20 protein-coding genes and 2 tRNA genes are annotated in these 21,751 nt (G+C 65.0%); 12 read left to right on the top strand and 10 right to left on the bottom strand.

Annotated elements, in window-relative coordinates:
• Positions 1 to 63: 63 nt before the first annotated feature.
• The gene (locus tag WJS89_RS02110; protein WP_346339280.1) at positions 64 to 720 is read left to right on the top strand and encodes an alpha/beta hydrolase; all 657 of its coding nucleotides are present in this window, start codon (positions 64 to 66) and stop codon (positions 718 to 720) included.
• A gap of 88 nt (positions 721 to 808) precedes the next feature.
• Here WJS89_RS02110 and WJS89_RS02105 read toward each other — a convergent pair whose 3' ends face one another.
• Positions 809 to 1,000 (bottom strand): hypothetical protein, encoded by a 192-nt coding sequence (locus WJS89_RS02105; protein ID WP_346339279.1) that lies wholly within the window; start codon positions 998 to 1,000, stop codon positions 809 to 811.
• Between the two features lie 35 nt (positions 1,001 to 1,035).
• Between WJS89_RS02105 and WJS89_RS02100 the strand changes: the two genes are divergently transcribed.
• Positions 1,036 to 1,287: a hypothetical protein gene (locus WJS89_RS02100; protein ID WP_346339278.1), complete on the top strand. Its 252-nt coding sequence runs from the start codon at positions 1,036 to 1,038 to the stop codon at positions 1,285 to 1,287.
• A 10-nt stretch (positions 1,288 to 1,297) separates the two neighbouring features.
• Here the strand turns inward: WJS89_RS02100 and WJS89_RS02095 are convergent, their stop codons facing one another.
• On the bottom strand, positions 1,298 to 2,236 hold the full coding sequence (locus WJS89_RS02095; RefSeq protein WP_346339277.1) for a threonine ammonia-lyase: 939 nt from the start codon (positions 2,234 to 2,236) through the stop codon (positions 1,298 to 1,300).
• A gap of 189 nt (positions 2,237 to 2,425) precedes the next feature.
• Here WJS89_RS02095 and WJS89_RS02090 point away from each other — a divergent pair, with 189 nt between their 5' ends.
• From WJS89_RS02090 to WJS89_RS02080, 3 genes are read left to right on the top strand one after another with little or no spacing between them, the layout of a single operon-like run.
• Positions 2,426 to 3,613 (top strand): type III PLP-dependent enzyme, encoded by a 1,188-nt coding sequence (locus tag WJS89_RS02090; RefSeq protein WP_346339276.1) that lies wholly within the window; start codon positions 2,426 to 2,428, stop codon positions 3,611 to 3,613.
• Positions 3,614 to 3,656: 43 nt separating this feature from the next.
• Positions 3,657 to 4,733: a 1,9-bis(guanidino)-5-aza-nonane synthase gene (locus WJS89_RS02085; RefSeq protein ID WP_346339275.1), complete on the top strand. Its 1,077-nt coding sequence runs from the start codon at positions 3,657 to 3,659 to the stop codon at positions 4,731 to 4,733.
• Positions 4,734 to 4,789: 56 nt separating this feature from the next.
• Positions 4,790 to 5,230: an MAPEG family protein gene (locus tag WJS89_RS02080; RefSeq protein WP_346339274.1), complete on the top strand. Its 441-nt coding sequence runs from the start codon at positions 4,790 to 4,792 to the stop codon at positions 5,228 to 5,230.
• Here WJS89_RS02080 and WJS89_RS02075 read toward each other — a convergent pair.
• Genes WJS89_RS02075 through WJS89_RS02055 form a run of 5 tightly spaced genes read right to left on the bottom strand, consistent with a single transcriptional unit; the run spans position 5,227 to position 11,924 of the window.
• The gene (locus WJS89_RS02075) at positions 5,227 to 6,414 is read right to left on the bottom strand and encodes a class I SAM-dependent RNA methyltransferase (protein WP_346339273.1); all 1,188 of its coding nucleotides are present in this window, start codon (positions 6,412 to 6,414) and stop codon (positions 5,227 to 5,229) included. The genes WJS89_RS02080 and WJS89_RS02075 overlap by 4 nt on opposite strands.
• Positions 6,411 to 7,760: an NAD(P)H-hydrate dehydratase gene (locus tag WJS89_RS02070; protein WP_346339272.1), complete on the bottom strand. Its 1,350-nt coding sequence runs from the start codon at positions 7,758 to 7,760 to the stop codon at positions 6,411 to 6,413. The genes WJS89_RS02075 and WJS89_RS02070 overlap by 4 nt, the downstream gene beginning before the upstream one ends.
• A 10-nt stretch (positions 7,761 to 7,770) precedes the next feature.
• The gene (locus tag WJS89_RS02065; RefSeq protein ID WP_346339271.1) at positions 7,771 to 8,619 is read right to left on the bottom strand and encodes a 4-(cytidine 5'-diphospho)-2-C-methyl-D-erythritol kinase; all 849 of its coding nucleotides are present in this window, start codon (positions 8,617 to 8,619) and stop codon (positions 7,771 to 7,773) included.
• Positions 8,606 to 10,249: a tetratricopeptide repeat protein gene (locus WJS89_RS02060; protein ID WP_346339270.1), complete on the bottom strand. Its 1,644-nt coding sequence runs from the start codon at positions 10,247 to 10,249 to the stop codon at positions 8,606 to 8,608. The genes WJS89_RS02065 and WJS89_RS02060 overlap by 14 nt, the downstream gene beginning before the upstream one ends.
• A gap of 22 nt (positions 10,250 to 10,271) precedes the next feature.
• Positions 10,272 to 11,924 (bottom strand): electron transfer flavoprotein-ubiquinone oxidoreductase, encoded by a 1,653-nt coding sequence (locus WJS89_RS02055; RefSeq protein ID WP_346339269.1) that lies wholly within the window; start codon positions 11,922 to 11,924, stop codon positions 10,272 to 10,274.
• A 95-nt stretch (positions 11,925 to 12,019) separates the two neighbouring features.
• Here WJS89_RS02055 and WJS89_RS02050 point away from each other — a divergent pair, with 95 nt between their 5' ends.
• The 6 genes from WJS89_RS02050 (at position 12,020) to WJS89_RS02025 (ending at position 17,554) form a co-directional block, all read left to right on the top strand.
• On the top strand, positions 12,020 to 12,766 hold the full coding sequence (locus tag WJS89_RS02050) for a uracil-DNA glycosylase family protein (protein ID WP_346339268.1): 747 nt from the start codon (positions 12,020 to 12,022) through the stop codon (positions 12,764 to 12,766).
• Positions 12,766 to 14,484, top strand: coding sequence for a lytic transglycosylase domain-containing protein (locus WJS89_RS02045; protein ID WP_346339267.1), 1,719 nt, complete (start codon positions 12,766 to 12,768; stop codon positions 14,482 to 14,484). The genes WJS89_RS02050 and WJS89_RS02045 overlap by 1 nt, the downstream gene beginning before the upstream one ends.
• 43 nt (positions 14,485 to 14,527) lie before the next feature.
• Positions 14,528 to 15,598 (top strand): PA0069 family radical SAM protein, encoded by a 1,071-nt coding sequence (locus WJS89_RS02040; RefSeq protein ID WP_346339266.1) that lies wholly within the window; start codon positions 14,528 to 14,530, stop codon positions 15,596 to 15,598.
• Positions 15,599 to 15,641: 43 nt separating this feature from the next.
• Complete coding sequence (locus WJS89_RS02035) at positions 15,642 to 17,078, top strand: M28 family peptidase (protein WP_346339265.1); 1,437 nt, start codon at positions 15,642 to 15,644, stop codon at positions 17,076 to 17,078.
• 44 nt (positions 17,079 to 17,122) lie between these two features.
• A complete protein-coding gene (locus tag WJS89_RS02030) occupies positions 17,123 to 17,422 on the top strand; it encodes a hypothetical protein (protein WP_346339264.1) in 300 nt (99 codons plus the stop codon).
• Positions 17,423 to 17,477: 55 nt separating this feature from the next.
• Positions 17,478 to 17,554 (top strand) — tRNA-Pro (locus tag WJS89_RS02025).
• Positions 17,555 to 17,674: 120 nt separating this feature from the next.
• Here the strand turns inward: WJS89_RS02025 and WJS89_RS02020 are convergent.
• The 3 genes from WJS89_RS02020 to WJS89_RS02010 form a co-directional block, all read right to left on the bottom strand.
• Positions 17,675 to 17,751: transfer RNA gene (locus WJS89_RS02020), tRNA-Ile, on the bottom strand.
• Positions 17,752 to 17,793: 42 nt separating this feature from the next.
• Positions 17,794 to 19,416 carry a sensor histidine kinase gene (locus WJS89_RS02015; protein WP_346339263.1) on the bottom strand — a complete coding sequence of 541 codons (1,623 nt, stop codon included), beginning with the start codon at positions 19,414 to 19,416 and terminating at the stop codon, positions 17,794 to 17,796.
• 154 nt (positions 19,417 to 19,570) lie between these two features.
• The gene (locus WJS89_RS02010; protein WP_346339262.1) at positions 19,571 to 20,800 is read right to left on the bottom strand and encodes a hypothetical protein; all 1,230 of its coding nucleotides are present in this window, start codon (positions 20,798 to 20,800) and stop codon (positions 19,571 to 19,573) included.
• Positions 20,801 to 20,979: 179 nt separating this feature from the next.
• On the opposite strand from WJS89_RS02010, the gene WJS89_RS02005 reads away from it, so the two are divergent.
• Positions 20,980 to 21,744, top strand: a complete 765-nt coding sequence (locus WJS89_RS02005; protein ID WP_346339261.1) for a YaaA family protein — start codon at positions 20,980 to 20,982, stop codon at positions 21,742 to 21,744.
• Positions 21,745 to 21,751 lie beyond the last annotated feature (7 nt).

The following is a 21,751-nucleotide window of genomic DNA, read 5'->3' as shown; positions in this document are numbered from 1 at the left end:
ATAGGCGCCGAGCGCACGCAGCCCCGTTTCGTGCAACTTTGTATCATTAACAAGGTCCCACGTATGCCTGAAGTGATTTTTCCCGGACCCGAGGGTCGTCTCGAAGGCCGTTTCACTCCGGGGCCGCGCCCGCGCGCTCCCGTGGCGCTGATCCTGCATGCCCATCCGCAGGCGGGCGGGACGATGAACAACCAGATTGTCCAACTGCTGCACAAGGATTTCGTGCGCCGCGGTTTCGCGACGCTGCGGTTCAATTTCCGCGGTGTCGGCAAGAGCCAGGGCACGTTCGACAACGGTATCGGCGAACTGTCGGATGCCGCCAGCGCGCTCGACTGGGTGCAGCAGATCCATCCCGAGGCCGAGGTGACGTGGGTCGCCGGAGTGAGCTTCGGTGCCTGGATCGGGATGCAGCTTTTGATGCGCCGCCCGGAGATCCGCGGCTTCATCTCGATCGCGCCGCCCGCCAACATGTACGATTTCAGCTTCCTCGCCCCCTGCCCGGCGAGCGGGATCATCGTTCAGGGGACCGCCGACGAGGTCGTCACGCCGCAGGGTGTCCAGAAGCTCGTCGACAAGCTGCGCACGCAGAAACACATCACGATCGAGCACAAGGAAATCAAAGGCGCGAACCATTTTTTCGCCGACGAGATCCCCGAGCTATTCCAAGAAATCGATACCTACCTCGATTATCGGCTCGATCCCGATTGCCCGATCCGCTGAATTTCACCGTTCGCAGACCAGGCGCAGGTGACCTGTCGGGTCTGTGCGCGACGAACCGGCTTAATCGCACCGCTTTCGATCTTCGGCCCTAGACCGTCCAGATCAGGACATTGGCGACGAGGATGATCGCCATCGCGAGCATCAACCAGCCGCGCTGACGCGCTTTCGCGTCCTCTTTGCGGACCTGCGTCAGCGCGACGCCGCCCAGCAGAAATGCGGCCAGCATGGCGATGGACAAAGCGGCGGTGGCAAGCGGCGGCAGATTTTCCACGAATTTCACGCTTTCTTTACCCTGCACGCGTAAGTGCGTTGGACATGGCAAGTGTTAGCCCTGAAGCACGGCTCGAGGAAGCCTTCGAACGGATCGAGGAAACGATCCTGCCCTGCATCTCGATGATGCTGGAGACGCTTCTCGATGCCTCGGCCGGGCTCGAGGATGCCGATCCCAAGGTGCTCGCTGCCGAACTGCAGATTCTCGCGGCGGAGCTGGAAGAGCTCATCCAGGCGGTCGAACGCTCCAGCCCCGCTCGCATGGATCCTGGCCCCTACCGCGCCAACGTCGCCTGAGTACCGCCCCTTAGCCGACGAGTTCGGCGTGCAACTCGGGATCCACGTTTCCGCCGCTAACGATCGCGATGTCGCCATCCTGCGGTGCCACGTCTCCTGACAGTAGAGCCGCGATCGCGACCGATCCGCCCGGTTCGACCACTTCCCCGCATTCGTGCCACGCCCACCGCACGGCCTCGCGCACGGCGTGCTCGCTGACCTGGACGCCATAAGCCCCTGCATCACGGAGGATCGAGACCGTCGCTTCGGCGGGACGGAATGTCTGGATGGCGTCGCATAAGGTGGGCGGGGCATTTTCGCCAACCGTTTGCGGCGTTCCAGCCGCGATACTGCGCGCCATGTCGTCCCAGCCCATGGGTTCGACAACGAGGATCTGTGCATCGGGACAGGCGAGCGCGATGCCGCCCGACAGCCCGCCTCCGCCGCAGCACACCAGGATGCGTTGCACCGCCGTTTCGGCCTGTTCGATTACCTCGAGACCGACTGTGCCCTGCCCCGCGATGATGAAAGGGTCATCGAAGCTCGGCACGAGGATGGCGCCGGTCTCGCCCGCGATCCGTGCAGCGATCTCCTCGCGGCTTTCGCGCATCCGGTCGTAGGTGACGATCGTCGCTCCTTCGGCTCGCGTCGCTTCGAGTTTCACCGATGGTGCATCGGCGGGCATGACGATGGTAGCAGGCATCCCCAAGCGCCGTGCCGCGATCGCGACACCGCGCGCATGGTTGCCGCTCGAGAAGGCCACCACGCCCCTCGCCCTCTCCGCCTCGCTCAGCGCGAGCAAACGGTTGGAGGCGCCGCGCAACTTGAAGGCCCCGCCCGTCTGCCTGTTCTCCCATTTGATCCCGATCCGCTTGCCCGCCACCGCATGATATGTGAGCGGCGTGCGTAGAACGGCCCCGGCGATTCGGTCTTTGGCAGCCAGCACATCGTCGCGGATCGGAACATTCATGATGGGCTAAGCCTTTCGTGGATATAGAGAAGTCCGTGGCTCGGGGGGCGGGCCTGTCCCTCCCTTTCTAACCACTTTACATTGTCATGGAATGCGCCATATAGCGCGCCCGTCGCCCCATGGGACTTCCGCAAGGCGACAAGTGTTGAACAGGCCGTAAGAGGCCGGACATTTCGGAGGTCCCGTGAATTGCACGACCATCATTCCGCGCTGGGGCTAGTTCAGGCCCGCAGGCCCATCCTGCCCGTTACTCTCGTCCGTCCGCATGCGGCTTTCCGCGCGGCGCGTTTCTTCGTGGAGAAATTCCCGGGGAAGAGCCTGTATGCGGTCAAGGCCAACCCCGACCCCGACCTGCTGCGCATTCTCTGGGAAGCGGGCATCACGCACTATGATGTCGCTTCGATGGGCGAAGTACGGCTTGTCTCGGACACGCTTCCCGACGCGACCTTGTGCTTCATGCATCCGGTCAAGGCCGAGGAAGCGATCGAGGAAGCCTATTTCATTCACGGGGTGAAAACCTTCAGCCTCGACAGCATGGCCGAACTGGAGAAGATCCGCCGCGCCACCCGCGGTGCGACCGACCTCAACCTGCTGGTGCGCCTGCGGGTGTCGTCGGATCACGCCAAGCTCAGCCTCGCGACCAAGTTCGGGGCCGATCCCGACGAACTCACCGAATTGCTGATGGCGACACGCCAGACCGCCGACGCGCTCGGCCTGTGCTTTCATGTAGGCAGCCAGGCAATGGCGACCGCGGCCTTCGGTGATGCGATGGAGCGGGTGCGGCAGGCGATCATCGACAGCAGCGTCACGATCGACATCGTCGACGTCGGCGGCGGCTTCCCGAGCGCCTATCCCGATATGGAGCCGCCGGCGCTCGAAAGCTTCTTTGCGATGATCCACGAGAAATTCGAGGATCTGCCGATCAGCTATTCGGCCGAACTGTGGGCCGAGCCGGGACGTGCGCTTTGCGCCGAATATTCGAGCGTGCTCGCGCGCGTCGAGCAACGTCGCGGCAACACGCTCTACATCAACGAGGGCGCCTATGGCGCGCTCTTCGATGCGGCGCACATCGGGTGGCGCTACCCGACGCAGCTGGTGCGCTCCGAGCCGAGCGAGGCGCCGCTCGCGCCGTTCCGCTTCTTCGGGCCGACCTGCGACGACATGGACAAGATGGAAGGCCCGTTCTTCCTGCCCGACGACATCGGCCCCGGCGATTATATCGAGATCGGGATGCTGGGCGCCTACGGCAACGCGATGCGTACCCAGTTCAACGGGTTCGGCGTCGAGGAAGTCGTGCGCGTGTCCGACGAGCCGATGCTCACGCTGTACGGCCCGCGTCCGGAACAGGACGAAGCCAGTAACGTCGTGCACCTGTAAGCGCGCGTTCGATCACCATTTTTGGATTACTAGGAGACGTTTCATGAGCGAGGATCTCGCCACCCATCCGCACGAAGAGCAAATCGACCGCCAGAAGAAGGCCGAATTGCTGTCGAACGTGGTCGAGCATATCGATATCAAGAGCTTCGATGCGCGCCCGATCGTCGATGCGATGGGCAAGATGAGCTTCACCAGCCGCGACCTCGCGCGCGCCACGCGCATCTACAATCAGATGCTCGAGGACAAGGACTGCTCCGTCATTCTCGTGGTCGCGGGCTCGACGTCGGCGGGCGGCTGTATGGATCTCTATGCCGACCTCGTGCAGAACAACATGGTCGACGCGATCGTCGCCACCGGCGCGACCATCGTCGACATGGATTTCTTCGAAGGCCTTGGCCACAAGCACTACCAGGCGCTTGAAATTCCCGACGATAAAGTCCTGCGTTCGCTCTACATCGATCGCATCTACGATACCTACATCGACGAGGAAGCGCTTCAGGACACCGATCACACGATCGCCGAGATCGCCAACTCGCTCGAAGCCAAACCTTACTCGAGCCGCGCCTTCATTCGCAAAATGGGCAAGTATCTCAGCGAGAAGGGTAAGAAGGACAACAGCCTCGTCAAGCTCGCCTACGAGCATGACGTGCCGATCTTCTGCCCGGCGTTCGTGGACAGTTCGGCGGGCTTCGGACTGGTCAAGCACCAGGTCGACCGCATGAAAGCGGGTGAGGACTACATGGTTCTCGACGCCATCGCCGACTTCCGCGAACTCACCGACATCAAGATCAAGGCGGGCACGACGGGTCTGCTGATGATCGGCGGCGGTGTGCCGAAAAACTTCGCGCAAGACACGGTCGTGTGCGCGGAAATCCTCGGCCACGAGGATGTCGAGATGCACAAATATGCGATCCAGATCACCGTCGCCGACGTGCGCGACGGCGCCTGCTCTTCCTCGACGCTGCAGGAAGCGTGCAGCTGGGGCAAGGTCGATACGGCGCTCGAGCAGATGGTCTATGCCGAGGCGACCTCGGTGCTTCCGCTACTCGCGAGCGACGCCTATCATCGCGGTCACTGGAAGACCCGTGCCAAGCGCGCCTTTGCAAAGATGTTCGACTAAGGTCGCCAACCTGACGTAAGGAGCCCCCCGCAACAGCATTTGCGGGGGGCTTTTTCGTGGACATTCCTTATTCGCTGATCGCGCCGATGGTGGCGCTCGTCGCCTGGACGATCGTGGTGCTCTTCTGGGCGATCGTGAAGATCCAGACGGCGGCGCGCTCGCCCGAGGCGAAGATCGATGTCAACGCGCTGCCGCGCGGCACGCGGGGACGCGATGTCGAGGGGCATCTACCTCGTGAGGCGAGCTGGCCGCGACAGAATTACGAGCATCTCGTCGAGCAGCCGACGCTCTTCTACGCCGTGATAACGGCCCTGGCGCTGATGGACGCCGATCATTCGATCAACGTGTGGCTCGCATGGGGCTATGTGGGTTTCCGCGTCGTCCATTCGTTCCAGCAGATTTTCGGCAAGGTGCGGATGATCGGCTTCGTCGGATCGAGCCTGTGTCTGATCGGGCTCGTGCTCCACGCCGGCCTCGAGGTTGCCTATCACCTCTAGCGGGTGAGGCGGCTTACCAGTTCGACGTGCGTGGACCAGCGGAACTGGCCGACGGGCTGCACCCAGTCGAGCGAGTAGCCGCCCGCGACCAGCACCGCCGCGTCTCGAGCAAAGGTGCCGGGGTTGCAGCTGACGTAGGCGATCGCGGGCACGGACGATGCGGCAAGCTGCGCGCATTGCGCCTCGGCGCCCGCGCGCGGCGGATCGAGGATGACGGCATCGAACGCGGCCAGTTCCTTGGCGTCGTAGGGACGGCGGTAGAGATCGCGGTGCACGGCTTCGACCGGTCGGCCTGCTCGGCGCGCGGCCTGCATCAGCGACAGGATTGTGTCGCGCCCCGCTTCGGCGGCCTCGACAGCCCCGTTCTGCGCCAATGCGAAGGTGCCGAGACCTGCGAATAGGTCGAGGCGACGTGGCCCCTGCCCCTCGAGTGCGGCGCCGACGCCTGAAACGAGGGCGGCTTCGCCGTCAGCGGTGGCCTGGAGGAAGCCGCCCTGCGGAAAGGGCACCGCGACGCCCGACAGCGTGATGGTAACCGGTTGTGGTTCGTAGCGCGGCTCGGCGCCATAGCCGTCGTCGATAGAGAGGCGGGCGAGGCCGTGTTTCTCGGCAAAGGCGGGCAGTGCTTCGGCAGCGGCGAGGCCTTCGGTCTCGATCCCGCCAAGCAGAAGGTCGATCCCTTGGTCGGTCAGCGTCATCTGCACCCGGCCCGCGCGGCGCGGCGGAAGCAGGTCGCCGAGCAAGGTGCGGATCGGGCCGATCAGCGCCAACAGTTCGGGCACGAGAACATGGCATTCGCTCATGTCGACAATCTGGTGCGACTGTTCGCGCGTGAAGCCGAGGAGCAGCTTACGGCCCAGCTTCAGCGCCTTGAGATCGGCGCGGCGGCGGGTCTGCGGCGGCGAGAGATGTGCCCGGCGGATATCGGTCGCGATGCCCTTCTGCGCGAGTGCGCCCGCGATGCGGTCGGCGCAATAGTCGGCATAGGCATCATCGGTCAGATGCTGGAGCTGGCAGCCGCCGCATTGCGGGAAGTGGCGACAGGGCGGGTCTTGGTAACCAGGGCCGCGCGTGACGATTTCGCCATTCTCGACCGTGTCGCCAGGTGCCGCGAGCGCGACATAGGTGCCCGCATCGGTCAGCCCGTCGCCGCGCCCGGCGATGCGGACGACCGTCTCGCTCACATCACCCCCGGCAGCGCGGCAACGAGATCGTCGGCGATGAAGGGTGCCTCGCAGGCTTCGGCAGCGCGGCCGTGCAGCCAGACGCCGGCGCAGGCAGCCTCGAAAGCGGGCATGCCGCGCGCACGGCAGGCGGCGATGATGCCCGCCAACACGTCCCCTGCCCCCGCGGTTGCCAGCGCGGCGGGCGCGGGCGGCGCGAATGCGAGGCGACCGTCCGGTGCGGCGATCAGCGTGTCGGACCCCTTGTAGACGACGACGTTGCCGCAGCGCTGGGCGGCGATGAGCGCGCGATCGGGCTTGGATCCCTCGATTTCGCCGAAGAGCTTCCGAAATTCTCCCTCGTGCGGGGTGAGAATGGCATCGTGACCGACGAGCCGGTCCGGATCGCCGACATGACCGAGCGCGTCGGCGTCGAGGACGAGGGGATACGTCTTGGTCAGCGCCACCGTCAGCAAGGGCGGGATATCACCCATGCCGGGGCCGACGAGAAGGCAACCGATCCGTTCGTCGTGGAGTGCCGATGCATCCTCGGTCTGGACGATCGCGCTCGGCAGACCGTCGATCATTCGGCTCGTCGAGACACGGACATAACCGGCCCCCGCGCGCGCCGCGGCGTGAGCGGACAAGGCGATCGCCCCCGGCATCGCACCGGAGAGGCAATGCACCAGGCCGCGATCGAACTTGTGCCCGCTGCGGTCGAGCGGCGGCAAATCCGGCGCGCCGAGCTCGAACCAGTCGCTTTCAGGGTCGAGGCCGATGGCGGCGCTGGCGACGCGACCCATGCGATGCATGGCGGGAGCAAGCCGATGGGCCGGTTTGGGTGCACCGAGCGCAATCGTGAGATCGAAGTGCCCCAGGTCGCTGAGGACTTCCCCCGTATCGGCGACGACGCCCGACGGCAGATCGCAGGCGACGCGCCTGCGGGCAGCACCGAGCAGTCGCCGCGCGGGAGCGGCAATTGCCTCGTCGATCGATCGCGACAGTCCCGTGCCGAAGAGACAGTCGATAACGAGGTCGGCGGTCGGCCCATCATCGGCAAGGACGTCGATCTCGCCGTTCCACTCCGCGGCCACGGCTTTGGCGGTGTCGGTTGCGGGCTCCCCTGAGCGGAGCAGCTTCACGCTCGCCCCCGCTTCGGAAAGATAGCGCGCGGCGACATAACCGTCGCCGCCGTTGTTGCCGGTGCCGACCATCACGATCGTATCGCGCGGGCCGAACATCGCCAAGCAGGCTTGCGCGAGCGCCGCTCCTGCCCGTTCCATCAACGCGCGTTCGCTCGTACCGCTATCGAATGCCGACTGTTCGAGACGGCGCATCTCCGCGGCGGTGAGGATCGGTCGGGTCATGGCGCGCGCCTTAGCGCAGGCTTGTCGCCAAATGCCACCATTTGTCGGGGCATTCGTCCGCCGCGGCATCGCGCGCCTCGGCGCTCTTGAACAAGGCGAAGCAGGTGGCGCCGCTCCCCGACATGCGGGCAATCTCGATACCCTTCCGCTCGCGGAGCCAGACAAGCACGTCGGCGATGGCAGGCGTCATCGCGATGGCGGGAGGTTCGAGATCGTTCCGGGCCCCTATCCAGTCATCGCCGAGCGCTCCGCGATCGTTGCCGTCCCATGCGCCGAACACCTTCGGCGTGGAAACGGCGATGCGCGGATTGACGAGAAGCACGGGCCGGTCCGAAAGTTCGGGCAAGGCAACGGGCGCCAGCGCATCGCCGACGCCCTCGCCCCGCGCGGTCATCGAAAGCAGGCATGCCGGAACGTCGGCACCGAGGCGGGGTGCGACGGCTTGCGCATGGGCAGGATCGATCCGCCAAAGCGCGGTCAGCAAGCGCAGGGTCGCCGCCGCATCGGCCGAACCGCCCCCGAGGCCGCTGGCGATCGGGAGGCGCTTATCGAGACGGAGTTCGACGCGATGATTGGCGTTTGCATGCTTGGCAAGCTGCTCGAAGGCACGGCGAACCAGATTGTCCGCATCATCGAGGTCGCTTCCGAACGGGCCACTCAGTTCCAGCGCGAGCGAGGGGCAATCCGCAGGGGTGGTCGTCGCTTCAAGCCAGTCGCCGTCCGTGCAAAAGGCGAACAGGGTTTCGAGCTCGTGATAGCCATCCTCGCGCCGCCCGCGAACATGAAGCGCGAGATTGAGCTTTGCCGGGGCGGGCTCGCGCAGCCTTACGGGCGGAGCGACCGGATCAGGGAGAAGCATTGGCACTCGTCAGCCCGACGATGAGCTTGTCGCGCATGCGTTCGATGGCGCGCGGTTTTTCTGCGTAGGTCAGCGCCGCTTCCCAGGCGAAGCGCGCCTCGATCCGCCGTCCGGCAGCGTACAGGACGTCGCCATAATGTTCGTGGATTTCCGGATCCGCAGGGGCCTGTCGAGACGCGCGCTCGAGCGCCTCGAGCGCACCGTCGGCATCCCCTGTTTTATAGAGAGCCCAGCCGAGGCTGTCGGTGATATTGGGACTGTCGGGAGCGAGCGTGCTGGCCTTGCGGATGAGGGCGCTCGCAAGACCGGTTTCCTCCCCGTTTTCGAGCATCGCATAGCCGAGGAAGTTGAGGATGAGAGGTTCTTGGGGGCGCAGGGCGAGCGCGCTCTGGAACAGGCTTCGCGCAGCAGGCCAGTCGCCTGCTTCGAAGCGAGCGGATGCCTCGAGAAAGAGGAGTTGCCAGTCCGGATCTCCGGAAAGCCCGCGCGCCTTTGCGTAGGCATCGGCGGCCTCCTCGTGGCGCTCGGCAGCCGTCAGCGTGTCCCCCAGCCTCGCGAAAATGCTTGCGCCGGCACCGAGCTCGCGCGCCGCTTCGGTCGCGAGCGTTATCGCTTCCTCGACGCGGCCGACACTGATCAGCGCCTGTGCAAGACTGTCGCTCGCCTGTGGCGCCAGCGGGGATTGGCGCGGAACAGCGGCATAGAGATCGATGGCCTGGTCCGTGCGTTCGCCATTCTCGAGAAGGGCTCCGGTGACGATGGCGGCGGACGCGCTGTCGGGGGCGGTCGCTCTTGCGACCTGCGCCAGCAGGATCGGCATATCGCTTCCGCCACCGCTACGCGCGATATCGATGGCGATCGCGAGGAGCAGTTCGGCGTAGGCCTCGGCCGGATGCGTCACCGCCTGACCGATCGGCTCGCCCGCGGCCAGACGGGCGCGAGCGTCCTTGCGGATGGGATTGTCACCATTGAGGAGACTGTCGACAATGTCGGGGCGTCCCAGTGCTTCCAGCCGTTCGGCAAATGCCATCCGCAGATGCGTTTCGCGCGGACCCGAGCGCGCGAGGGCCTCGTCGATCCGTGGGATCGCGAACGCGGCATCCCCAGCCGCAAGGGCCAGGAGGGCGGCTTGTTCGGGAGCCTGCCGGGACAGGGGACGGTTCTCGGCGATGGCGGCAAGGCGGCGTGCAGCGCGGGTCGCATGTTCGCGGCTGCGCGTTTCGGCATCGATCCATCCTCGAACGAACGGTTCGATGAAGCTGAGATCCACCTCGCTTTCCGGGTCGACGAGCACCTCGAGCGCACGTCCATAGTTCGCCTCGCGCAACGCATCCCCCAGCATCAGCAGGCGCATGTCGAGACCGAGCGCTTCGGGAGCAGCGCTTTGTCCGGCAATCGAACGGGCGATGTCGAACCGTCCTGCAGCGATGGCGCTGCGAACCGCCTTGTCTTCGAGCTCGCCATCCATCGAAGCGCCCGAGGCCAGCCAGTCGGCATAAAGCTCTGCAGCCCGATCGGGTTCGCCCAGGAGATCGGCCGCTCGCGCGCTGACGTAGCGCTCGTACGGGCTGTCGACGCTGTTGAAGCGGATGCTGACGTTTTGCGCGCCCGCGGGCGTGGCCGCCGACACGAGGGCAAGCGCGATGCAAAGACTACATGTTCGGATAATTGGGTCCTCCCCCGCCCTCGGGCACCACCCAGTTGATGTTCTGCGTCATGTCCTTGATGTCGCAGGTCTTGCAGTGAACGCAATTCTGCGCGTTGATCTGCAGCTTGGGATCGCCCTCTTCCTCGCCGACGATTTCGTAGACGCCGGCCGGGCAGTAGCGCTGCTCGGGCGAAGCGAAGCGATCGTAATTGATCGTGATCGGCGTCTCGGCATCTTTCAGCGCGAGGTGGATGGGCTGATCTTCCTCGTGATTGGTGTTGGAGAAGGACAGGTTCGTCAGCCGGTCGAACGTGAGGACACCGTCGGGCTTGGGATAATGGATCGGCTGCGCGTGCGCCGCGAGCTTCATATGCTTGTGATCGGCCTTGTGCTTCAGCGTCCAGGGCGTGCCGATCTTCAGATGGTTGAGCCACATGTCCATGCCCGCGAGCATCGTCCCCAGCTTGCCGCCCGCCTTGGCGACGAAAGGCTGCGCGTTACGGACCTTCTTGAGTTCCTTGCCGATCCAGCTCGACCGGACGGCGGGCTCGTAGCCGTCGAGCACGTCATGCTGGCGATCCGCGCCAAGCGCCTCCACGACATGCTCCGCCGCGAGCATTCCCGACTTCATCGCGGTGTGATTGCCCTTGATGCGGGGCACGTTGACGAAGCCGGCCGAACAGCCGATCAGCGCGCCGCCCGGAAAGGCTAGCTTGGGAATGGCCTGGTAGCCACCCTCGTTGATGGCGCGAGCACCATAAGCGACACGCGTCCCGCCCTCGATCTCGGCGCGGATATCGGGATGCGTCTTCCAGCGCTGGAATTCCTGGTAAGGCGAAAGATAGGGATTGTCGTAGTCGAGCGCGACGACGAAGCCCAACGCTACCTGTCCGTTGTCCTGATGGTAGAGGAACCCCCCTCCCCAAGCATCGTCGAGCGGCCAACCCTGGGTATGGACGACTTTCCCCGCCTGATGCTGTTCGGCAGGAATGTCCCACAACTCCTTGATTCCAATCCCGTAAACCTGCGGTCCGCTTTCCTCGCGCAGGCCGAAGATTTCGGTGAGTTCCTTGGTCAGATGGCCACGAACGCCCTCCGCAAAGAACGTGTATTTGCCGTGCAGTTCCATCCCGGGCTGGTAGTCGGGTCGCTTGGAGCCGTCGCGCGCGATGCCCATGTCGCCGGTCGCGACGCCCTTCACGCTACCATCATCGTTGAACAGGACCTCGGCGGCGGCAAATCCGGGAAAAATCTCGACTTCCATGCCTTCCGCCACCTCGGCGAGCCAGCGGCATAGGCTCCCCAAGCTCCCGGTATAGGTATTCTTGTTGTGCATGAACGAGGGGAGCATGAGATGCGGGATGTTGATCTTGCCGCTGTCCGACAGGATCCAGTGATGGTTCTGCGTCACCTCGATCTTGAGCGGGCAATCTTCACGCTCGCGCCAGTCCGGGAGCAGTTCGTCCAACGCCTTGGGATCGATGACCGCGCCCGAGAGGATGTGCGCGCCCACTTCGGAGCCTTTCTCGAGCACGACGACACTGATCTCGCGCTCTTGCTCGGCCGCCAGTTGCTTGAGGCGGATCGCCGCACACAGTCCCGCCGGCCCCGCGCCGACGATGACGACGTCATATTCCATGGATTCGCGTTCGCTCATCACTTTTCCCTTGATCGCAAATTGCCGTCCGTTCGGCTTGCCCCTGCACTGCCAATGAATTGACCGCGCCGTCAACATCGCCAATCGTCGGCGGCATGAGCGGGAACATGGCGGGATTCGGGGCGAAGGAAGCGGGCGCGCTGTTGCAATGGTGGCAGCAGAGCGGTGTCGACACGGCGATTTCATCGAACGCGCCGAGTTGGCGTTCCCTCGCTGCTCTCAAAGAGAGGGCTCGCGCCGATGCGCCCGTCGTTACCGACACGCCCGAAGGGATGCCGGAGGAAAAGGCGGCTGTCTCGGTGTCGCCGAGGTCTGCCGACGCGCCCGCGATCGAACCACTGCCCGATGCGACCGAGGCCATCCCCGCGTGGCTCGAACGCCGTTCGAATAGGCTGGGTGCGCGGCATGTGTCGGCTGAACTGACGCACCAGGCGCCGCTCGTCATCATCGTCGCGCGGCCGCTCGACGGAGAGACGGGGGTCGGTGCCGACAATATCCAACTGTTCGACGCGATGCTGAAGGCGATCGATTGCGCGGGAGCGGCGACCCTCTTTCTCGACCCCGCATTCCTCGAGGGGCAGTCCGCGCGTGCGCCACTCGAAGCCGATCTCGTCACGGCAGCGCGCGGCCTTCTTCGCGATGCGAAGCCGCAGCGTCTGCTGGTCTTCGGCGATGGCGCTTCACGCGCACTTTTCGATGCGCCGATTGCGAAGGCGCGCGGAAAGCTTCACCGCGTCGAAGGTATTCCCGCCGTCGCGACGTTCCATCCGCGTGGACTGCGCGATCGCCCGGCGGACAAGCGGTTCGCGTGGCAAGACATGCTCATCCTCATGGGGGCTTGATGAAAATTTTCGTATCCGCGGTGGTTGCCGCATCCGGTTTCCTTGCCATCCCGGTAGCGGCGCAGGAGATCGACCCGCTGGCGCCCATGCCTACCCAACCCACCCCGGCGCCCACGCCGACGCCCGTCGTCGCGCCGCTCAAGAGTTGGCCGCTCATCCTCAACGCGGTGGCGCGCGGCGAATGGGACCTGGCGCAACGCTCCATTCTCGGGATGGATCGGCGCGATCCGCTCTACGCTTACGCGTTGGCCGAGTTGTACACCGCGCCCGGCTCGCCCCTCATCAGCGGCGAGCAGGCGGCATCGCTTGTCGCCATCGCGCCCGAACTTCCGCAAGCCGGGGCCCTGTCCCGACTGGCGCGCGAGCGCGGGTCGGCCGCCCCGCCGACCCCCGTCGAACGCGGCCTCGTCAGCATCGGCAGCGCCTCACGCCGGTTTCGCGCCGCAAGCGTCGGCGATCCCGTCGGCGAGCGAGTCCGCGCGCAGCTCGAACAGGCGATCAAAACGAACGACGGACCTGCCGCCGAGCAGATCTATCGCCAGGCGGTGGCGTACGAAGGGCTTGCGGGCGAAGCGCAGGCGGAAATCGCCCAGCGTGCGGCATGGATATATTTCGTTTCGGGCGACATGGGCGGGGCGCGTCGCATGGCTCTCGAAGGGATGGCGGCGGGGCGCGGCGAATGGCGCGCGCAGTCCGCCTGGGTGCTCGGCCTCGCCAGCTGGCGGCAGAACGACTGCAACACGGCAGCCAGCGCCTTTCGCGAAACGGCGCTCGGAACGCGCGACCGCGAACTGGGCGCGGCCGGCCATTACTGGACTGCGCGCGCCGAACAGGCGTGCCGCCGTCCACAGCGGATCGGACAGAGCCTGCGCGCCGCCGCGGTCGATCCCGAAACCTTCTACGGCCAGCTGGCACGCGAGCGACTGGGCGAGCGGCGGCAGTTGCCCGAGCGTGTCGAAGCGCCCTCACCCGCACAGGTCCAAGCGGTCGAAGCGCTTCCCAATGTCGCACGGGCGCGCGCGCTGGTCGCAATGGACCGGCGCGCACAGGCTGAAGCCCTTCTCAGGCACCAGGCGCGGATCGGCGATCCCACCCAGCATCAGATCCTCGTGAGGACGGCGGCCGATCTGGGGCTCGGCGTTCAATATTATCTTGCGACCAACGCACCGCGCGGCACCTTGCTCAATGCTCGCGACCGCTATCCTGCGCCGGACTGGACGCCCGACAACGGATGGCGAATCGACCCCTATCTGGCCTTTGCGCACATCATCCAGGAAAGCGATTTTCGGGAGAACGTCGTCAGCCCGGCAGACGCCGTGGGCCTGATGCAAGTGCGGCCCGGCACCGCGCGCGACACCGCGCGCTCGCGCGGTCAGAGCGTGACCGCCGAGCAGCTCAAGGATCCCGAGACGAATATCGATCACGGGCAGGCGTTCATCGAACAGATGCGTCGCAACCCTGCCACTCGCGACCAGCTCATGCGGGTCATTGCCGCGTACAATGCCGGACCCGTTCCAGTGGCGCGCTGGGCAGCCATTCCCGGGGATGATCCGCTCTTGTGGATGGAAAGTCTGCCCTATTGGGAGACGCGCTTCTACATTCCCTCGGTGCTGCGCAATTATTTCGTCTATCACGCCGAAGCCGGGACGACCCCTGCCGCGCTGCGCGACCTCGTCCAAGGCCGTCCGCCCACCTATCCCGCTACCATGCGACCCTGACAGCGTTCTTGTTATGTTCCGTGCCAAGCGATAGGCTGGCATCATGCTTCGTGAGTCGCGCAAGGGCCGTGGTGCCACCGGAAACCGGACGTCGACGCGTTTCAACCTGAAAGAGCATGTCGCCGACGGTGACTGGCTCGATGCGGTCGAGACGCTGGACGGGATCGCACCACGACGAACGACGGTGACGATCGAGCGCCCGAAGACGATCCTCACCAAGAACAGTTCGCCCGACATCGGCTTCGATCGCTCGGTCAATCCCTACCGGGGCTGCGAGCATGGCTGCATCTATTGTTTCGCGCGCCCTACCCATGCGTATCACGACCTCTCGCCCGGGGTGGATTTCGAGAGTCGCCTTTTCGTGAAGCCGGACGCGGCGCGCCTGCTGCACGAAACGCTCGGACGAAAGGGCTACACCCCTGCCCCCATCGCCCTCGGCACGAATACCGACCCCTATCAGCCGATCGAGGAACGGTGGCGCGTCACGCGGTCGATCCTCGAGACGCTGACCGAACTCGATCACCCTTTCACGATCACCACCAAGTCGGATCGGGTGGTGCGCGATCTCGATCTGATCGCCCCGGCGGCCCGCAAGGGATTGGCGGCGGTCGCGCTGTCCGTCACCAGCCTCGACCCCAAGACGCACCGCACGCTCGAACCGCGCGCGCCGGCACCGCGAAAGAGGCTGGCCGCCATCGACGCGTTGAGCGCGGAAGGCGTCCCGGTCTATCTGTCGGTCTCGCCCGTCATCCCGCATATCACCGACATGGAAATGGAGGCGATCATCGAGGCGGGGGCGACGGCGGGGGCACGGAGCGCCTTCTTCCTTCCCGTACGCCTGCCGCACGAAGTCGCGCCCCTGTTCAAGGAATGGCTCAAGGAGCATTATCCCGAACGCGCGCGCAAGGTGATGGCGACGATCCGCGAGCTGCGCGGCGGGCGCGACAACGATCCCAATTTCTTCACGCGGCTGCGCGGCACGGGCATGTGGGCCGAACTGTTCCGCAAGCGCTTCGAGAAAGCCTGCCGCGAGAATGGAATGGGGCGGCAGAAGTTCAAGCTCAACTGTGCGCTGTTTCGTGCCCCGCAGGGCGATCAGATGCGGCTTCTATAAGGGGTCGTGACAAGTCTGGAACGACGGCCTAGCGTCGCGCGCCATGATCATCTCCTCCTCGCGCCTCGCGCTCGCCGCCGCCCTTCTCGCCACCCCCGCCAGCCCTGCGCTTGCCCAGCAGAAAGCGCCCGAACGGCGCAGTGATGCGATCGCGGCCGCGACCAACGATCTGCGTTCGCAGGACCTGCCGTATGACGCGCATGCCCTCGAACTCGGCAAGGCCGCGATGAGTGACGGGACCGCGTGGGATATCCTCGAGGACCTGACCACCGAGGTCGGCCCAAGGTTGGGCGGAACGCCCGCCGAGGCGCGCGCCCGCGACTGGTCGGTGACCCGCCTCAAAGCCCTGGGGTTCAAGAACGTGCGGGTCGAGGAATATCAGATGCCGACATGGGTCCGGGGCGCGGAAAGCGCCGAGATCCTCACGCCCTATCCGCAGCAGGTCGTCTTGACCGCGCTCGGCAATTCGGGCGCGACGCCTGTCGAAGGGCTGACCGCAGAAGTGGTTGGATACGAGGATTATGCGGCCTTCATCGCCGATAGTCTCGCAAACCAGCGCGGGAAGATCGTCTTCATATCGAACGACATGCCGCGCAACCAGGATGGTTCGGGCTATTCGATGCCCTTCGGCGCGCCCCGCTGGGTCGGGCCGAACGAGGCGTCCAAACGCGGCGCCGCCGCAATCGTCGTGCGCTCGATCGGGACCGACCATAATCGCACGCCGCACACGGGCGGCACCAATTTCGAGGATGGCGTGACGCCGATCCCCGCCGCCGCGCTCGCTGTCCCGGATGCCGAGCAGCTGATGCGCATGCTCGATCGCGCGCAAAGCCCCGTTCGCATGAAACTTGTGCTGACGCCCCGCAACATCGGGATGCAGACCTCAGGCAATGTCATCGCCGAGGTGCCGGGCCGTGACCCGAGCGCCAAGAAGGTTCTCGTCGGTTGCCATCTCGACAGCTGGGACAATGCACCTGGCGTCTTCGACGATGGCGCCGGCTGTGCGATCGTCGCGGCGGCCGCCAAGCGGATCATGGACGCCGGAACGCCCGAGCGAACCATCCAGGTCGTCTGGTATGGCGCCGAGGAAGTCGGCATCTGGGGCGGGCGCGATTTCGGGGAGCGCCATGACGGAGCGGACTATCATGTCGTCGCCGAGAGCGACTTCGGTGCAGACCGCGTCTGGAGCGTATCGACCGACCTCGGTGATGATCGCAGGGCCGAGGCCGACCGGCTCCGCGCCACGCTGGCGCCCCTCGGAATCGCGTCGGGAGCCTATGATCAGGCCGGCGGCGCCGACGTTGGGCCGCTGCGTGCCGAGGGTGCCCCCGGCATCTCGCTTCGTCAGGACGGAACGCGCTATTTCGACCTCCATCACACGTCGAACGACACGCTCGACAAGGTCGACCCCGAGCAGCTCCAGCAGAATGTCGCTGCGTGGACCGCAATGCTCGCGGTCATAGCAGGACCGATCCAATAGGCTTTTCGTGCGTTGAACCCCCGACCACTTAACGGAGAACGACCATGCGTACTGCCATTCTACCTCTTGCCGCCCTCGCCGCGCTGTCGATCGGCGCCTGCAGCGTCTCGACCGACGAGGACGACAACAGTCTCACCGTCGATGTGAACGGCGATGCCGTCAACGAGGCGGTCGACGATGCGGGGACCGTGGCTGCCGATATCGGCAATGATATCCAGGACGGCGCCGTCGAAGCGACCGATCGCGCGCAGACCGAGCTGAGCCAGGAAGCGAACGAAGCCGAACGTGAGCTCGACGCAGAGGCCAACGAAGTCGAGACCGAAGTAGAAGGCCACTCCAACTAGGCTCGCGGAAAAGCTGGCAGGCCGCGTGACTGTCTGATAGGGGCTGGCGCCTCGTCGGGGAGTGGCGCAGCCTGGTAGCGCATCTGCTTTGGGAGCAGAGGGTCGCAGGTTCGAATCCTGTCTCCCCGACCATTCTCCTCGGTGACAGATGCTGGGTCTTCGTCGGCGGCGCGATGCGATCGATCCGCGACCGTGGGATCCTTGGTCCTTCTTAAAAAGCTCGTGGCCTCCGGCTCTCCCCATGTCCAGGGGTGGTAGGCGCGGAGGGACTCGAACCCCCAACCAAGCCGTTATGAGCGGCCGGCTCTAACCAATTGAGCTACGCGCCCCCGCCTTCCCCCTAGCGAGCCGAAACGGGCGCGCCAAGCCGATCAGGCCGCGCGGACGAGGGAAAGATGCAGTTCGCTGCTCTCGAGGACGAGGTCGCCGCCGCCAACCCGCGCCAGCCCGCGAACAAGGCGGAGCGCGAAGCCGATGCCAAGCAGCGAGCGGCTCTCGCGATCCAGGAGCAGTGCGGGGTCGAAAAGCTTCGCCTCGCCGAGCGCCTCGATCGCTCTCGGCAGCGCGATGTGGACGGAGCATTTCGCCACGTCGCAAGACGTGCCGATCGACAGCTTTTCGCCGGGTTCGGTAATTTCCAGCAGGGCATGGACGAGGCGCTCGATGAGCCGCCCCGCCAGCGTTGCATTGGTGGCACAACGCCCCGCCTCTCCTGCGGCATCGATCGACAGGCTTGATCCTCCCCGTTCGGCACGCGAGACGAGGTTGGAGCGAAGGTCGGCGAGGATCGCGGCGAGCGGCTTGGCCTCGGCGTCCTCGCGCCCCCCTTGCATCCGCGCTGCGAAATCCAGATCCTTGATGGCCTCGAGGAGGATGCGCGCCTGAGCGACGATCTCGGCGGCGCGCTCGCGATACCGGCGATGGGCGGGCCCGAGATACTGACCGTCGATGATTTCCGCAAAGCCGATGATGGCGTTCAGCGGCGTCTTGATTTCGTGGACGAGTTCACGAAGGCTGTCGGGATCCTCGGGTAAGCCGAATACGGGCCGCGCGCTCGCACTGCGACGTCGCTTCTCGTTTCGGGAGCCGCGGGTGGCCACGCCACGATATCCCAGGAAGCGACCGCTATTCTCGTCATATTCGGGCTGCCCTTCCAGGTGCCAGCGCCCCGGCAACGCCGCCAGTTCGGTTTCCAGCGCGAACGCTTCCCGCGCCCCGACTTTCGTCGCGAGACGAGGGTCGGCGCTCAACGACTGGCCGACGAGCGCGGCCCGCGGCGCGCCCTCGACCCAATCGATCGCACCATTTTCGCCGCTCTCCCATCGAAAGGCACGGACAGCATTGCGATCGGGCGTCGCCTGTTTGGAGCCAAGCGTTTCGGCCGGCGTGCGATCCCCTACGGCCTTCAGCTTCTCCAACGGCTCTGCTTCGGATGGGGGGCTGTCGGAAGACTTCGAAGACTCTTCGGCCGGCGGGGCCATCGGCACGGCAGCGGCTGCCTCACGCGCGGCCTTGAGCCGCTCCATTACTTCGCTCAGCCGTCTTGTTTCGGGATCGGCTTCCCCATTCTCGTCCTGCGCCTCGGCCACGACTTCGGGCCAGAGATCGGCGAGGAAACTCCGCACGCGTCCGCGCGCGGCATCCAGCAGCCGTGCGCGCATGGCATCATCGGCAGGCGCCGCCGCCAGCACGGGCGCGGCCACGGCGAGGTCGTCCTCTGCAAACAGTTGGAGCATGTCCAAGCCGAGCGCACGTCCCGCGATCGCGCGAGCCGTCGCGCTCCGCACTTGCGTCGGCACCTTGTCGCGTTCGGAGCGGATTACCGCGAGTGCAGCGACCATCGGGGCGCTATCATCTACACCTTGTTCGCTGACTCTCGCCGCGAGTTCGACGAGCTGCCGCCAGCGCACGGCACGATCGCGCGCTCCGGTGACCGGAAGCGTCAGTAGGGTAGCAAGGCGATCGTCGAACCGCACGCGCGCGTGTCTCTCCATGCCGGGGGATTCCGGCAGGGTGCGAAATGCGGGGTCGCGGCCCCTTCTTCCAGTAATATTTCGTTAACCATCCCAATACGGGACGTAGCGCCTACAAAGGAAAAGCGCCGAGCTCCGCAAGGGAACCCGGCGCCTCTGGAATTAAGAAACGAGCCTAGCTCTGGAGCGCGCTCCACGCCTTCCAGTAGTTCGCGACAGTTTCGAACTTGCCGCTCACCTGATCGAGCGCGGCAACGGCGCCGGCATGATCGCCAGCGCGAGCGAGCGACATACCAAGACGAAGGTTGACGAGGTTGGCGTCGACGCCCGTCTTGCCGAGAGCAGCGCGATAGAGATCGGCCGCACCCGCGAAGTCATCGTAGCCATAAAGCGCGTTAGCGGTCGCAACCGCGGCGCGTGCTTCGGCGGCATTCCGCGCGCTGGGGATACCGGCCGTTACTTCGGCCTTGTCGCCGGCGGCGGCCTTCTTCGTCGCGGCGACCAGTTCCTTGAAGGTGACCTTGTTGGCATCGACGACGCCCGCCTCGATCCCTTCGTTCAGGACCGCAAGCGCTTCGCCGGGATAGCCACCACGAATGAGTTCGTCGGCGTAGAATCCATAGTCGCGTTCGCTTTCCATCGCACCGGTGGCGCGCATAAGCCGCCAGATGTCGAGCAGTTCGGTATCCTTGAGCGTGCCGCTATCGGTCATGACCGCTTCAAGGACGCGCAGTCCGTTGCGCCACGTCTCGGGCGAAGGGTTGTCGTTGATCCACATCAGCGACACCGGGGCGACCCCGACCAGCTGGTTCTTGTACCCGATGCTGATCGCGCGCTTGTACCAGTTTTCATCGACCGGCTGACCGTTGGCTTTTTCAAGTTCGATGCCGCGCTTCATGAAACCGAGCGCCTCGGCGAAATTTTCTTCGCTGTTATAGGTTTCACCGATGAGGACGAGCGGCTCCCCGTTGGTAGAGTCGAGGTCGTACGCCTTCTGGAACCAGGTCCGCGCGTTGGCATATTGATTGTCGTTATAATAAAGCTTGCCGGCACTCAGATACTGCTCGGCATAGTCGGTGCCACTGGCATATCCCGAGGTCGCCATCGTATCAATGCCCTGCACGGTCAGGTCGAGATTGTCGGTCGTCTGGCCGGCCTGAACCATGAAGTTGCCGATGAAGTAATAGTCGTCGGGTTTCTTGGCCTTGGCCTTGGCCGCCTGCGCCAGACCCGGCACCGCCGCCCAATTCTGTTCCTGCGCCGCGGTCTGCAACGCAACCAGGGATTCGCGCGCTTCCTTCGAGATCTCGAGGCCCTTGCCCTGCTCCTGCGCCGCAACGGGCGCGGGGGCGACAAGGGCAGTGCTGGCGAGCGCGAGGGCGATGGCGGTCAAAGTCGTTTTCATGGAGGTCTCCGTCGTAATCAAAAATCGTCGGGGACCGCATACAATAGCGCCCCCATCGTCGCCAAGGGGGTAGCAAAATCGCGCTGAACAAGGGCTGACGCACCCGCGCAGCCGAATGAAAGAAAACCGGACTTTCTGCGGTTTTGACGCGCCCGCGGCGATCGGCTAGCGACGAGGCCATGCTGATCATCCTGTCCCCCGCAAAATCGCTCGATCTCGACAGCGACTATTCCGAAGAACCGACCGTTCCCCGTTTCGAGCGCAAGGCCGCTCAGATCACCCGCGCGGCGCAGAAGCTTTCGGCAAGCGACCTTAAACGCATCATGCACGTCTCGGACAAGCTCGCCGATCTCAATGCGGAGCGCTATGCCCGATTCTTCGATACAGAGACGCGTCCCGCGATCCGCTCGTTTGCCGGCGACGTCTACCGCGGCTTCGATGTGGCCAGCATCGACGACGATGCGCTCGACTTTGCGCAGGATCATGTGCGGATCCTGTCGGGGCTCTACGGCATGCTCCGCCCCCTCGACCGGATGCGGCCCTATCGTCTCGAGATGGGCACGGGCTGGAGTCCCGAGAAGGGCGAGGACGGCAAACTCACCGACCATTGGGGCGATGCGGTCGCCAAAGAGCTTCGCAAACAACTGCGCGAAGAAGGATCGGGCGTTCTGTTGAACCTTGCCAGCAACGAATATTATGACGTCGTCCGAGGCCAGTTGCCCAAATCGCTCACGATCATCGCTCCGGACTTCCGCGTCAGGACAGCGAAGGGGCTGCAATTCCAGAGTTTCGCAGCAAAGGTAGCACGCGGGGCGATGGCACGATGGGTGTGCGACGAGCGTATCGGGAGCGTCGACGCTTTGACCGAATTCGATCGCGACGGCTGGCGCTATTCGGAAGCGGATTCCTCGGAGAATGCCCCGACATTCGTTCGTGAGGGCTAACAGCTTT

It is taken from the genome of Sphingomicrobium aquimarinum (assembly GCF_039655735.1).
Taxonomy (GTDB): Bacteria; Pseudomonadota; Alphaproteobacteria; order Sphingomonadales; family Sphingomonadaceae; genus Sphingomicrobium; species Sphingomicrobium aquimarinum.
This window is presented reverse-complemented; position numbering and strand designations above follow the sequence as displayed.